This window comes from Pseudomonas sp. MPDS (genome assembly GCF_013283895.1).
Taxonomy (GTDB): domain Bacteria; phylum Pseudomonadota; class Gammaproteobacteria; order Pseudomonadales; family Pseudomonadaceae; genus Aquipseudomonas; species Aquipseudomonas rhizophila.
In genome coordinates, this window is sequence record NZ_CP054128.1 from 5,523,586 (window position 1) to 5,536,353 (window position 12,768).

General features: G+C 60.6%; 12 protein-coding genes. 7 read left to right on the top strand and 5 right to left on the bottom strand.

Annotation, left to right across the window (positions count from 1 at the left end):
- Positions 1-124 precede the first annotated feature (124 nt).
- The 3 genes from HQ912_RS24605 to HQ912_RS24615 all read left to right on the top strand — a co-directional run bounded on the left by HQ912_RS24605 (position 125) and on the right by HQ912_RS24615 (position 2,083).
- Entirely contained in the window at positions 125-1,093 is a 969-nt protein-coding gene (locus HQ912_RS24605; RefSeq protein WP_047230162.1) for a polyprenyl synthetase family protein, read from the top strand.
- 188 nt (positions 1,094-1,281) lie between these two features.
- Complete coding sequence (locus tag HQ912_RS24610) at positions 1,282-1,623, top strand: zinc ribbon domain-containing protein YjdM (RefSeq protein WP_076386396.1); 342 nt, start codon at positions 1,282-1,284, stop codon at positions 1,621-1,623.
- A 202-nt stretch (positions 1,624-1,825) separates the two neighbouring features.
- On the top strand, positions 1,826-2,083 hold the full coding sequence (locus tag HQ912_RS24615; protein WP_047230160.1) for a hypothetical protein: 258 nt from the start codon (positions 1,826-1,828) through the stop codon (positions 2,081-2,083).
- Positions 2,084-2,210: 127 nt separating this feature from the next.
- On the opposite strand, the gene HQ912_RS24620 is transcribed toward HQ912_RS24615, so the two are convergent.
- The 4 genes from HQ912_RS24620 to HQ912_RS24635 form a co-directional block, all read right to left on the bottom strand.
- Positions 2,211-2,828, bottom strand: a complete 618-nt coding sequence (locus HQ912_RS24620; RefSeq protein ID WP_025215564.1) for an FKBP-type peptidyl-prolyl cis-trans isomerase — start codon at positions 2,826-2,828, stop codon at positions 2,211-2,213.
- A gap of 205 nt (positions 2,829-3,033) precedes the next feature.
- Positions 3,034-3,522 carry a TIGR00645 family protein gene (locus tag HQ912_RS24625; protein WP_047230159.1) on the bottom strand — a complete coding sequence of 163 codons (489 nt, stop codon included), beginning with the start codon at positions 3,520-3,522 and terminating at the stop codon, positions 3,034-3,036.
- A 132-nt stretch (positions 3,523-3,654) separates the two neighbouring features.
- Positions 3,655-3,996, bottom strand: coding sequence for a hypothetical protein (locus HQ912_RS24630; protein ID WP_047230158.1), 342 nt, complete (start codon positions 3,994-3,996; stop codon positions 3,655-3,657).
- A 346-nt stretch (positions 3,997-4,342) separates the two neighbouring features.
- The gene (locus HQ912_RS24635; RefSeq protein WP_047230157.1) at positions 4,343-6,781 is read right to left on the bottom strand and encodes a Lon protease family protein; all 2,439 of its coding nucleotides are present in this window, start codon (positions 6,779-6,781) and stop codon (positions 4,343-4,345) included.
- Between the two features lie 272 nt (positions 6,782-7,053).
- Between HQ912_RS24635 and HQ912_RS24640 the strand changes: the two genes are divergently transcribed.
- From HQ912_RS24640 to HQ912_RS24655, 4 genes are all read left to right on the top strand, one after another.
- Positions 7,054-7,542 carry a DUF3015 domain-containing protein gene (locus HQ912_RS24640; RefSeq protein WP_047230156.1) on the top strand — a complete coding sequence of 163 codons (489 nt, stop codon included), beginning with the start codon at positions 7,054-7,056 and terminating at the stop codon, positions 7,540-7,542.
- Between the two features lie 89 nt (positions 7,543-7,631).
- Positions 7,632-9,485 carry a DUF4105 domain-containing protein gene (locus HQ912_RS24645; protein ID WP_173407397.1) on the top strand — a complete coding sequence of 618 codons (1,854 nt, stop codon included), beginning with the start codon at positions 7,632-7,634 and terminating at the stop codon, positions 9,483-9,485.
- 118 nt (positions 9,486-9,603) lie between these two features.
- The gene (locus tag HQ912_RS24650; protein ID WP_047230154.1) at positions 9,604-9,957 is read left to right on the top strand and encodes a hypothetical protein; all 354 of its coding nucleotides are present in this window, start codon (positions 9,604-9,606) and stop codon (positions 9,955-9,957) included.
- Between the two features lie 70 nt (positions 9,958-10,027).
- Positions 10,028-10,519 carry a GreA/GreB family elongation factor gene (locus HQ912_RS24655; protein WP_047230153.1) on the top strand — a complete coding sequence of 164 codons (492 nt, stop codon included), beginning with the start codon at positions 10,028-10,030 and terminating at the stop codon, positions 10,517-10,519.
- Positions 10,520-10,902: 383 nt separating this feature from the next.
- On the opposite strand, the gene ettA is transcribed toward HQ912_RS24655, so the two are convergent.
- Entirely contained in the window at positions 10,903-12,567 is a 1,665-nt protein-coding gene (gene ettA / locus HQ912_RS24660; RefSeq protein ID WP_047230152.1) for an energy-dependent translational throttle protein EttA, read from the bottom strand.
- Between the last annotated feature and the right edge of the window lie 201 nt (positions 12,568-12,768).

A 12,768-nucleotide genomic window follows, 5' to 3' on the forward strand; every position in this document is an offset into this window, starting at 1 on the left:
AAGTTCAGGGTGCGCGATTGTACGCAAGCCGCAAGCGCCTTGCAAGAGGCCGTCCATCGCGCCTTGACAGGCCCAGGCGTGGGTCCTAGCATGCCGCGCAACCCTTCTGGAGCACCTGTCGCTGATGCAACCCCAAGCTTTCTACCGCGCGGTGGCGGACGATTTTAGCGCCGTCGACGGCATCATCAAGAAGCAGCTGACTTCCCGAGTGCCGCTGGTATCGAAAATCGGCGATTACATTACTTCGGCCGGGGGCAAACGCCTGCGTCCTTTGTTGGTGCTGTTGTGTGGCAAGGCCTTGGGCCGCGAAGGCGACGACATGCGCCTGCTGGCCGCCACCATCGAATTCCTGCACACCGCGACCCTGCTGCATGACGACGTGGTCGACATGTCCGGCATGCGCCGCGGCCGCTCGACCGCCAACGCCATGTGGGGCAACGCCCCAAGCGTGCTGGTGGGCGACTTCTTGTATTCGCGCTCGTTCGAAATGATGGTCGAGCTGGGCTCGATGCCGGTGATGAAGATCCTGTCCCAGGCCACGCGCATCATCGCCGAAGGCGAAGTGCTGCAGCTGTCCAAGGTGCGCGACGCCAGCACCACGGAAGAAACCTATATGGAAGTCATCCGCGGCAAGACGGCGATGCTCTTCGAAGCCTCGACCCACAGCGCCGCAGCCCTGGCCGGCGCCAGCGCCGAGCAAAGCGAAGCGTTGCGCACCTTTGGCGATCACCTGGGCGTGGCCTTCCAGTTGGTGGACGACCTGCTGGACTACAAGGGCGACGCCGAGACTTTGGGCAAGAACGTCGGGGACGACCTGGCCGAAGGCAAGCCGACCCTGCCGCTGATCTACACCATGCGCGAAGGCACCCCTGAGCAGGCAGCACTGGTACGCCAGGCGATCCAGAAAGGCGGGATCGAAGACCTGGAGAGCATCCGGGAAGCGGTTGAAGCCTCCGGCTCGCTGGACTACACCGCGAACCTGGCCCGTGACTACGTCGCCCGCGCGATCAAATGCCTCGACGCCCTGCCGGCCAGCGAATACCGCGATGCGCTGGTGGAACTGAGCGAGTTTGCGGTGGCTCGCACCCATTGATGGCATGAAGCCCCTGTGGGAGCGAGCTTGCTTGCGATAGCGTTGGGTCAGTAAGCTTGATGCTGATTGGCAGACCGCTATCGCGAGCAAGCTCGCTCCCACAAGGGTATTTCACTGCCCTGCCCTTCGCGGCCTAAAACCCTATATAATGTGCGCCCTTTTACCCTCCTGATACCCAAGGAACCTTAGTGAGCACGTTGCCTCCCTGCCCGAAATGCAATTCCGAATACACCTACGAAGACGGTACTCAACTGGTCTGCCCGGAGTGTGCCCACGAATGGTCTGCCAGCGGTGAAGCTGAAACGGCGTCCGATGAGACGGTGAAGAAGGATTCGGTCGGCAATGTCCTGCAGGACGGCGACACCATCACTGTGATCAAGGACCTGAAGGTCAAAGGCACGTCGCTGGTGGTCAAGGTGGGCACCAAGGTCAAGAACATCCGTTTGTGCGATGGTGATCACGACATCGACTGCAAGATCGACGGCATCGGCCCAATGAAACTCAAATCCGAGTTCGTCAGAAAAGTCTGAGCCGTGTGTATTCCATCCCACGCCCCGCGTGGGATGGTGCTTCACCCTCCCCGCTCCACCCCCCATTTGCGCCTCCGAGCCAAGCGCGAGCCGATTGAGCTGCCGCAACCCACCGTCAGAAAAACAATTCGAAAACCAATAGAGCCTTGCTATTTAGCGAATAAGAATTATTCTCATAACGCCCATCAAGGAGATGAGAACCATGACTTATTTGATCGATGCCTGGTTGGACCGCCCACACCCTTACCTGAGAATCCTGCATCGGGAAACCGGGGAAGTCTGTGCGGTGCTTGAAGAAGAAGCCCTGAACGAATTGCAGGACCAGGGGGATCTGGACCTCAACAGCCTCAATTCCAGCGAACCGCTGGTGCTCAAGGAACTGGTGCGCAATCTATTTCTGTTCTGTTACGCCCGGGCGTTGCGCCCTACGGCGGATTTCAATGGCAGGTTTCATGGATGAAGCGCGCAAACCCTGTGGGAGCGAGCCTGCTCGCGATAGCGGTGTGACACTCAACATCAATATTGACTGACCGACCGTCATCGCGAGCAGGCTCGCTCCCACAAAAGCCTGCTTAAGCGTTGATGCCTTACAGAACGTCCAACAGCTCGACGTCAAACACCAGTACGCTGTGCGGCGGAATGCTGCCAACGCCTTGAGCGCCGTAGGCCAGTTCGCTTGGCACGTACAAACGCCATTTGCTGCCGGCGTTCATCAATTGCAGGGCTTCGGTCCAGCCTGGGATCACGCCACCCACCGGGAATTCGGCAGGCTGGCCACGATCGTAGGAGCTGTCGAACACAGTGCCATCGATCAGGGTGCCATGGTAATGGGTACGCACCTGGTCTTCACGGCTCGGCTTGGCGCCTTCGCCCTGAGTCAGCACTTCAAATTGCAGGCCCGAGGCCAGGGTGGTGATGCCTTCGCGCTTGGCATTTTCAGCCAGGAATGCACGACCTTCGCCAGCGGCGGCTTCTGCCTTGGCGGCAGCTTCGGCCTGCATGATTTCGCGAATGACTTTGAAGCTGGCGGACATCTCGTCCTGGCCCACACGGCTCGGCTTGCCGGCGAAAGCGTCGGTCAGGCCAGCCAGGATTGCGTCCAGGCTCACGCCCGGTGGCGGGTTGTCGCGCAGTTGGTCGCCCAACTGACGGCCAATGCCGTAGCTGACGCGGGTTTCGTCGGTGGACAGGTTAACTTCGGACATGATGCTGCTCCGCTGTGCGGACGGCTCGGGAATTTGCCGTGCTTGACACAGCGCCTCCCGGAGCGCCCGGAACCAAAAGGGCGAGCAGACTAGCACAGATGCCGCAGCGGGTGACGAGCCCCCTGATCAAAGCGCCGCCACCAGAAACGACAACGCCCGCCTGCTTTGCAGCAGACGGGCGGTGCGCCGCAGCGATGAACGGACCTCAGTGCTTGGTCAGTTTATCCAGGTAACCCATGGCAAACGCCGAAACCACGAAGGTCATGTGGATGATCACGTACCACATCAGGTGCTCGGGATCGACGTTCTTGGCATCCATGAAGATGCGCAGCAGGTGAATCGAGGAAATGGCAACGATCGAGGCCGCGACCTTCATTTTCAGCGAGGACGAATCCATGGTCCCGAGCCAGTTGAGCTTTTCCTTGTCGGAATCGATGTCCAGTTGCGAGACGAAGTTCTCGTAGCCGGAAATCATCACCATCACCAACAGGCCGCCCACCAGCGCCATGTCGATCAGCGACAGCAGCACCAGAATCAGCTCGGATTCGGCCATGGCAAACACATTGGGAATGATGTGAAAGACTTCCTGGAAGAACTTCAGGGCCAGGGCCAGCAAGCCGAGGGACAGCCCGAAATAGATCGGCGCCAGCAGCCAACGGGAGGCGTACATTGCATTTTCGATAAAGCGTTCCATTGAGTCTCACACCAGGGCTGAAAAATCGCGGCGAGTATATCAGTCACGACCTGGGTCATAAACGCCAGGCCCATCCGCGACTTCAGCCCTTGGAGCTAAACCGTACTGCCAGCGCCCGCACGATGACGGCTTTCAATGCAACGGGCGAAACTCGAAGCCGTCAACGCTGCGACAACGGCCTCCATTGATTTCCCGCAATTGGGCCTGCATGTGCAGGCACCAGATCTGCGGGTCGTCGGCCAGCTCATAACCATGCGTTGTCAGGCTTTGCACAATGGTGTCGAGAATGGACTCAGCGGCATTCGGGCCGGGAAAAGGGCCTTGGGCCTTGATGGCCGAAGGTTGTTCGCCAGCCATTCCGGCGGCGAAGAGCAAGGTCCACATACCGGTATCTCCCGCCAGCGGACGGATGGCGCATTCGATACGGGTCACAAGGCCCAGGCATTGACGAGTGAGGCAAAGGTTGCGCGACATGGCGGCGCCCCTCGATAGATCCGGTATTCAGCCTCAGGACAAGGCTGTTTCGATCCGATGATGGCTCTCGTTATCCTTGAACTGAGGATAGAAGAAAAGTTCCGGCCGCAAGTCCCGCCGAGACCAGAATGCGCCGAATGGTCATAGTGTGAATATTGACGCCAAAGTGGTGGCACTTTTTAGCCATCACCACAAACAATTGTGGGAGCGAGCCTGTGGGAGCAAAGCTCGCTCGCGATGACGTCGTCACAGACAACACCTCTGTTGGCTGTAAAACCGCTATCGCGAGCAAGCTTTGCTCCCACAAAGCTCGCTCCCACATTGACTTACTCCGACCTGGAACGCATCAAGCCGGCTTGGCCTCCGCCAGCGCCTGTTGCGCCAGTTCCTTTTCCGCTTCCTTGATGTCGTCTTCGCTGATCATCTCCGCGATCACCCGCAGCCGTTCCACCACCCGGGCATTGACGCTCCCTTCGGGGAACTCACCGTTTTCATCCGGCTCGCCGGCAGGCTCACCCACCAGCAGGCTCAGGGCTTCGTCGGCCTGGCGCACCGCATAAACGTGGAACTGCCCGGCGCGCACGGCGGCGAGCACCTTCTCGTCGAGCATCAGGGTGGCGACGTTGGCCTGGGGGATGATCGCACCCTGCTCGCCGGTCAGCCCACGGGCTTCGCAGAGGCGGAAGAAGCCTTCGATCTTCTCGTTGACCCCGCCCACCGCCTGCACTTCACCGAACTGGTTGATCGAGCCGGTGATAGCGAAACACTGCTTGAGCGGCGTCTTCGACAAGGCAGAAATCAGCGTACACGCTTCCCCCAGGGACGCGCTGTCGCCGTCCACGTAGCCGTAGGATTGCTCCAGGGCGATGCTGGCCGAGATCGCCAGAGGAAACTCCTGAGCGTACCGGCTGCCTAGGTAACCGGTGAGGATCATCACGCCCTTGGAGTGGATCGGCTGGCCGAGGTTGACCTCTCGCTCGATGTCGACGATGCCGCTGCCGCCGGGGTAGACCGTGGCGGAAATCCGCGCCGGCACGCCGAACGCCGAATCCCCCACCTCCAGCACCGTCAAGCCGTTGCACTTGCCTACGGCCGCGCCGTCGGTGTCGATCAGGATGATTCCCGCCAGCATGTCGTCGAGGATCCGCGCCGAGACGCGCCCGGTGCGGGTGGCCTTGGCCTTGAGGGCGCGTTCGATGTGACCGGCATCAGTCATCTCGTCACCGGCCAACTGACGAATGAAATCCGCCTCGCTGACCAGCTGGAACAGATCGCCAATCCGCGCCGACAAACGCCCCTGATGTTCGGCCAGGCGCGCACTGTAGGTCGCCAGGCGCGCCACCGCATCGGCGGTCAACGGGGCCATGCCCTCCTCCGAAGTACGGGTCTTGAGCAACTGGGCGAACTGCTCCAGGCTTTCATCCCCCATCGGAATGTCTTCGTCGAAATCCACCAGCACGCGAAACATTTCCTGGAAGTCCGAATCCAGGTCCTGCAAGGCGTAGTAGAGCTGGCGGGCGCCGATGATCACCACTTTGACTTGCAGTGGAATGTGCTGCGGGGTCAGGGTGACCGTGGCCAGACGCCCCAGCTCGCCCAGTGGCGACTCCATTTTCAGTTTGCGCGATTGCAGGGCACGTTTTAGTGCATCCCACACGAACGGCTCGCCAAGCATTTTTTCTGCTTCAAGGATCAGGAAACCACCGTTGGCCCGGTGCAACGCCCCCGGGCGCAGTTGTCGATAGGTGGTGTAGAGCGCGCCCTGGTCAGTGCTGTATTCAATGCGCCCAAACAGGTTGTCGTAGGTCGGGTGCGGTTCAAACACCACCGGCGCGCCACCGCTGGTTGGGTGCCCTACCATCAGGCTCGGGGCGTATTGCTCCTCCAGGAGCTTGCGGGCAATGGCGTCGGTCTTGCTGTCGTCCACCAACTGCTCGACCACCGTTTTGAGCAAGTAGACCTGCATGGCTTGCAAGTAGCCGCAGACCGCGGCGTTCTCTGCGTACTTTTCCGACAGCGGCGCCAGCAACGGTTGCAGGGCCAGGGTGATGGTTTCTTCGTTAAGTTGACGCAACTGGTTGCTGGACTCGCGCTTCCACTGCGGCAGGCTGGCGAGCTCTTCGTTCAGGCGTTCTTCCAGGCCCGAGATGTCGTCATGAAAACGCTCGCGCTCGGACTCCGGCAACTGGGCGAATTCCGCTTCGTCCAGGGCCTTGCCCTCGCTCATCGGCGTGAAGGCGATGTTGCTGCTGTCACGGTACAGGGCGACATCCTTCTCCAGCGCCAGGCGCTCGATGACATCCAGGGCGCGGTCGTAGCGCTGGTTGAAAGCACGGTCGATGGCGCTTTTCTTCTGTTGATAGGACGGATGCTCGAACACTGCCGGGAAAGTCGCCAGGAGGTTGTCGATCAGGCCGTTGATGTCGGCGATGAAAGCCCCCGCCGTACCCGATGGCAGCTCCAGGGCGCGGGGTTCGCGGGGCTCATCGAAATTATTGACGTAGACCCAGTCCGCCGGGGTCTGCATACGCTTGCCTTCGGCCTTGAGATAACGCTTTACGAACGAAAACCGGCCAGTGCCGGGCTCTCCCATGACAAATACGTTGTAACCGGGGCGCGGCATGGCCACGCCGAACTGCAATGCTTCGACCGCACGCTCCTGGCCAAGCACACCGCGGAAGGGTTCCAGATCATTGGTGGTAGAGAAGCTGAACTGTTCAGCGGAAAACGGGCGGGTCAGCGCTTCGGGCGCTAGACGCAAGCTGGCAGCAACAGGATCAGGCATCGGGCTTCCTTACATCAGGCGGGGCAGATAGCGGCATTCTGGCGCTGCCTGCACCTGACTGGCAAGAAGCGCCTCAGGCCAAAGCATAGTCCAGGGGCATCCCCTGAGCCCGAGCCCGTAAATTCATGACACTGCTGTTACTTTTTGCAAAATGTCACGGAACCCCAGGATCGTGCCTAAACTCCAAATTGCGCGGCTGGAACAATAACCGGCCCACTGGCCTGTAGGGTCAGACCCTGTCCATTGGTATGCACATAAAAGAGAACATAGCTATGAAACGGATTCTTCTCGGTACTCTCTTCACCGCTGTATCCCTCAACGCCATGGCTCAGGCGCCAGGCGGTCCGGATTGCGGCTGGGGCAACATGCTGTTCGAAGGTCAGCGTGGCACCCCAGCTCACTTCCTGGCATCCACCACCAACGGCACCTCGGGCAACGCCACCTTCGGCATGACATCCGGCACCAACGGTTGCTCGACCAACGCGGCACTGACCTACGGTGGCAAGTCCTGGCTGGCCATGAATGGCATGATGAACGAGCTGTCCGAAGACATGGCCAAGGGCCAAGGCGAAGCGCTCACCACCTACGCCGTAGTACTGGGCGTGGCACCGGAAGACCGTGCGCATTTCTCCGCTGTCACTCACGAGCACTTCCAGCAGATCTTCAGCAAGGCTGATGTGACCGCAGAAGACGTGCATACCAACACCCTGGCCGTGCTGAAAAGCGACCCACGCCTGGCCAAGTACGCCACTCCAGCTTAAGCTCGACACCACTCGCTCCTCTCGGGGAGCGGGTTTTCTTTTTGGGGCCCCTTCCGGTCTTTATTTTTCGATTGTCCAAGTAGCCAACTATGCTCAAACGCCTTGCCTGGCTGGCGCTCTGTGTGTGCGCCCCGTTGTCCGCCGCACCTCATGTCGACCCTCAACGCTTGCAGCAACTGGCCAACGACCGTTTCTGGATTTCCCTGGGCCACTACGAAACCGCCAAGCTCGGTGGCTGGCGCAGCTATATCAGCGACAAAGAGTTTTTCCTCGCTCCCGACGGCAACGAACATCCCGACCACGAACTGGCCGCCACGGTGCAAGCGCTGTACGGCCCGGCCAGTGCTGGTCAGCAACACGCCCAATGTGTGTACCCGGCGCGAACACGCTGGCTGAAGGCGCAGCTCAACCTGACGGATCTGCCGACGGTTGACTGCAGCGAATTCACCCAATGGTTCAAGGATGTCGCGCCCCACAGCGCGGTGATGATTTTTCCGGCCGCCTACCTGAACAGCCCTTCTTCGATGTTTGGCCACACCCTGCTGCGCATCGACCAGGCCGATGTGCAAAGCGACAAGACCGCGCTGCTCAGCTATGCGATCAACTTCGGTGCCTATATCGAAGGCTCGGACAACAGCATTCTGTATGCCTGGAAAGGCCTGATGGGCGGTTACCCGGGCCTGTTCGCCCTGGTGCCCTATCAGGAAAAACTCTCCGAGTACCGCAGCCTGGAAAACCGCGACCTGTGGGAATACCGCCTCAATCTGAGCCAGGTGGAAACCGAGCGCATGGTCGAGCATGTGTGGGAACTCAAGCAGATTGAGTTCGACTATTTTTTCTTCGACGAAAACTGCTCCTATCGCCTGCTCGAACTGCTGCAAGTGGCCCGTCCCAGCCTGCGGCTCACCGAACAGTTCCCGTTGACGGCGATTCCCACCGACACCGTGAAGGCGGTGAAAGAAGCCGGCCTGGTGGAAAGCATCGAATACCGGCCCTCCCGTGAGCGGGAACTGCTCAGCCGCGCCGAACCACTCATCGACGACGAGCAGCAGTGGGTGCTGAAAGTCAGCGCCGACCAGAAACAACTGCAGACTTCAGCATTCAAGGCATTGCCTCGCGCTCGCCAGGCGCTGATCATCGACGCCGCCTATCGCCTGGAGCGCTACCGCGCCAACGGCCAGGAACGCGACCCACAGCGCGCCCAGCGCAGTTTCGAACTGTTGCGGGCGATCAACCAGAACCCCGCGCCGGAACTCGACATCCCGCAACCGGGCCTGCCCGAGGATGGCCACGAGTCGCGCACCTGGCAGGCTGGCCTCGGCACTCGTGGCGACCGGGCGTTCGGCGAATATGGCCTGCGCATGGCCTATCACGACCTCAACGACAACGCCGAGAGTTTCCCGTTGGGCGCACAGATCGAGATCCTGCAACTGAAGCTGCGCCAGTACGAAGGCAATGACTGGCAGGTGCAACAGCTGGACCTTGCGACCATTCGCTCCCTGACTCCGCGCAACGAACTGCTGCAGCCGCTGTCCTGGCAAGTCACCGGCGGCCTGGAGCGGGTGCCGGGCAAGCACGACGACGAAACCCTGGTCAGCCACGTCAATGGCGGAGCCGGCGGCACCTGGGCACTGGGTGACGACATGTTGGGGTTCGCCTTGGGCACGGTGCGGGTCGAACACAACAACGACTTCGCCCAGTTCATCGCTCCGGCCGCAGGCTTCAACACTGGCGTGCTGTGGAAAAACCCGCTGGGCAACTTGAGCCTGGAGGCCAAAGGCGACTATTTCATCAACGGCGAAGTGCGCCGTAGCGTGAGCCTGAACCAGCAGTGGGAACTGTCACGCAACCTCGGTCTGCGCCTGAGTGCCCAGCGCGAGTTCAGCCATCTGGCGTCACCGGAGAACGAAGTGATGCTGGAGGTGAAGTGGTATCACTATTGACCGGGGCATACCCCGCACTCACCTAAGCGAACAGATTCATCACAGCGCTTTCACATCGGCCTGACGAATCCACTTCTAAACTTCTCTTATGAGTGGATCAGGCAGGAATGCAAAAAAAATGAGGCGCGCGGTGGTGCTGAGTGTGGTGATGTTGCTCGGTGGCTGCGAAACCACCCACGAAAACCTGATCGCCCGGGGTTACCCTCCGGCATTCGCCGACGGCTTTGATGACGGTTGCAGCAGCGGCCGGCAGGCAGCCGGCGTGATCACCGGCCAGTTCAGGAAGGACGTGCCACGGTATCTCAAGGACGCTCCCTATGCCGAAGGCTGGAGCGACGGTTTCCGTCAATGCCAGGCCATGCGCGAAAGTGAGGAGCGTAACGCTTACCGCGAACGCCATTGGGACGAGCGAGAACGGGCCTGGCAGCAGCAGAAGGACCAGGACGCAGCCCGGGCTTATCGCTCACAGTGAGTCGCGTACAGACATCCGCTGAAACCAAAAGCCTGCGACCATGGCCCAAACTCCAATAGAGGAGAACATCATGAGTCGCGCCTTCGTCAATGAGGACAACGCCGCTGCCCAGGCCGATCAGCCGGTCGAACGCCAGGTCAGCGCGCAACCCAATTACGTCACGCCCGCCGGACTCGCCCAATTACAGGCCCGGGTCGCTGAGCTGCAGGCGCTGCACAGCCAGCAGGTGGCCAGGGGAGAACTGGCGGACAAGCAGCGAATCGCGGATATCGAACGGGATCTGCGGTATTTCAATCAGCGTTTGCAAAGCGCGCAGGTCGTTACGCCAACCTCATTGGATCAGGTGCGGATCGGGCATTGGGTGACCTTTGTCGATGAGCATGACCACGAGCAGCGAGTGCAGTTGGTGGGTGAAGATCAGGCCGATGCGGCCAGCGGACTGGTCAATTGGGGCTCGCCGCTGGGGCGGGCGTTGCTGGGGACGAAAGTTGGCGATGAAGTGATCTGGAAACGGCCGGTGGGGGATTTGACCATTGAAGTGGTGGCGATAGAACCGGGGTGATCTTGCCGGCCTCATCGCGAGCAGGCTCGCTCCCACAGGAATCGCGCCCCACCGTGCAGCTTGTGACTGACCCAAAACCAGCGTGGGAGCGAGCCCCACCGTGCAGCTTGTGACTGACCCAAAACCACTGTGGGAGCGAGCCCCACCGTGCAGCTTGTGACTGACCCAAAACCACTGTGGGAGCGAGCCCCACCGTGCAGCTTGTGACTGACCCAAAACCAGTGTGGGAGCGAGCCCCACCGTGCAGCTTGTGGCTGACCCAAACCAGTGTGGGAGCGAGCCTGCTCGCGATGGCGGCGGGTCAGGCAACTTACGCTGGCTGATCCACCGCTATCGCGAGCAGGCTCGCTCCCACAGGGTTTGTCGCTCGGTCGCCGGCCGAATCAGGCCAGCTTCTTGTGCCTTACGCGGTGCGGCTGGGCAGCGGCTTCGCCCAGGCGTTTCTTGCGATCGGCCTCATACTCGGTGTAGTTGCCTTCGAAGAACACCGCTTGCGAGTCGTCTTCGTACGCCAGGATGTGGGTCGCCACACGGTCGAGGAACCACCGGTCGTGGGAGATCACAATCGCTGCGCCCGGGAAGTCCAGCAGGGCTTCTTCCAGGGAACGCAGGGTTTCGACGTCGAGGTCGTTGGACGGTTCGTCGAGCAGCAGGACGTTGCCGCCCTCCTTCAAGGTCAACGCCAAGTGCAAGCGACCGCGTTCACCACCGGACAGGTCCTTGACGAACTTCTGCTGGTCGCCGCCCTTGAAGTTGAAGCGCCCCACGTAGGTGCGCGACGGAATTTCATAGTTGCCGATGCGGATCTGGTCGGAACCGTCGGAGATCTGCTGGAACACGGTCTTGCTGCCGTCCAGGTCTTCGCGGCTCTGGTCGACACAGGCCAGCTGCACGGTTTCGCCGATTTCGATGGTGCCCGAATCCGGTGTTTCCTTGCCCATCAGCATGCGGAACAGCGTGGATTTACCCGCACCGTTACCACCGATCACACCGACAATGGCGCCTTTGGGCATGGCGAACGACAGATTGTCGATCAGCACGCGGTCGCCATAGCCCTTGGTGACGTTCTTGAATTCGATGACCTTGTCGCCCAGGCGCGGACCGGCCGGGATGTAGATCTCGTTGGTTTCACTGCGCTTCTGGAATTCCTGGGACTGCATTTCCTCGAAGCGTTGCAGACGTGCCTTGGATTTGGACTGGCGGGCCTTGGCGCCTTTGCGCACCCACTCCAGTTCTTCCTTCATGGCTTTTTCATGGGCCGACTGCTGCTTGGATTCCTGGGCCAGACGATCGGACTTGGCTTCAAGCCAGCCCGAGTAGTTGCCTTCGTAAGGAATACCCGCGCCGCGGTCCAGTTCCAGGATCCAGCCGGCGACGTTGTCCAGGAAGTAACGGTCGTGCGTGATCGCGACCACAGTGCCCGGGAAATCGTGCAGGAAGTGTTCGAGCCAGGCGACAGAATCGGCGTCCAGGTGGTTGGTTGGCTCGTCGAGCAACAGCATGTCCGGCGCCGACAGCAGCAGGCGGCACAGAGCCACACGACGCTTTTCACCACCAGAGAGGTGTTCAACCTTGGCATCCCAGGCCGGCAGGCGCAGCGCATCGGCGGCGACTTCCAGCTGGCGATCCAGGTTATGGCCATCGCTGGCCTGCAGGATCGCTTCGAGCTTGGCCTGTTCGGCGGCCAGCTTGTCGAAGTCGGCATCCGGTTCGGCGTAGGCCGCGTAGACCTCGTCCAGGCGCGCCTGGGCATCCTTGATCACGCTGACCGCCTCCTCGACCACTTCCCGTACGGTCTTGGTCGGATCCAGCTGAGGCTCTTGAGGCAGGTAACCGATGTTCAAGTCGGGCATCGGACGGGCTTCACCGTCGAACTCGTTGTCGACACCGGCCATGATTTTCAGCAGCGTGGACTTACCCGAACCGTTGAGGCCCAGTACGCCGATCTTGGCCCCGGGGAAGAACGACAGTGAAATGTTTTTCAGGATTTCCCGCTTCGGCGGAACAACTTTGCTCAGCCGATGCATGGTGAAGACGTATTGAGCCATGGTGAACCTAGCGTCAGTGACAGGTGAAAAGAACGAGCCAGGCCATGCGCGGCGCCGGCGCTTGACGGTTATCAATGCCGGCGGGCAGATAAAGCCTGGGGATCGGAGCTTGCGCGCTCTTGTTTGACCGGCAAAGCTACCTCAACCATCGGTCAAGGTCCAGCCACCAGGGGCTGGCACTTTGCCACAAGTCAAGGCATG

Excerpts from the sequence above, each read along its gene's own strand:
- HQ912_RS24630 (WP_047230158.1), bottom strand. The coding sequence starts at position 3,996 with ATGTCGCGCAACCTTTGCCTCACTCGTCAATGCCTGGGCCTTGTGACC.
- HQ912_RS24620 (WP_025215564.1), bottom strand. The coding sequence starts at position 2,828 with ATGTCCGAAGTTAACCTGTCCACCGACGAAACCCGCGTCAGCTACGGC.
- ettA (WP_047230152.1), bottom strand. The coding sequence starts at position 12,567 with ATGGCTCAATACGTCTTCACCATGCATCGGCTGAGCAAAGTTGTTCCG.
- HQ912_RS24635 (WP_047230157.1), bottom strand. The coding sequence starts at position 6,781 with ATGCCTGATCCTGTTGCTGCCAGCTTGCGTCTAGCGCCCGAAGCGCTG.
- HQ912_RS24640 (WP_047230156.1), top strand. The coding sequence starts at position 7,054 with ATGAAACGGATTCTTCTCGGTACTCTCTTCACCGCTGTATCCCTCAAC.
- HQ912_RS24655 (WP_047230153.1), top strand. The coding sequence starts at position 10,028 with ATGAGTCGCGCCTTCGTCAATGAGGACAACGCCGCTGCCCAGGCCGAT.
- HQ912_RS24615 (WP_047230160.1), top strand. The coding sequence starts at position 1,826 with ATGACTTATTTGATCGATGCCTGGTTGGACCGCCCACACCCTTACCTG.
- HQ912_RS24650 (WP_047230154.1), top strand. The coding sequence starts at position 9,604 with ATGAGGCGCGCGGTGGTGCTGAGTGTGGTGATGTTGCTCGGTGGCTGC.
- HQ912_RS24645 (WP_173407397.1), top strand. The coding sequence starts at position 7,632 with ATGCTCAAACGCCTTGCCTGGCTGGCGCTCTGTGTGTGCGCCCCGTTG.
- HQ912_RS24605 (WP_047230162.1), top strand. The coding sequence starts at position 125 with ATGCAACCCCAAGCTTTCTACCGCGCGGTGGCGGACGATTTTAGCGCC.
- HQ912_RS24625 (WP_047230159.1), bottom strand. The coding sequence starts at position 3,522 with ATGGAACGCTTTATCGAAAATGCAATGTACGCCTCCCGTTGGCTGCTG.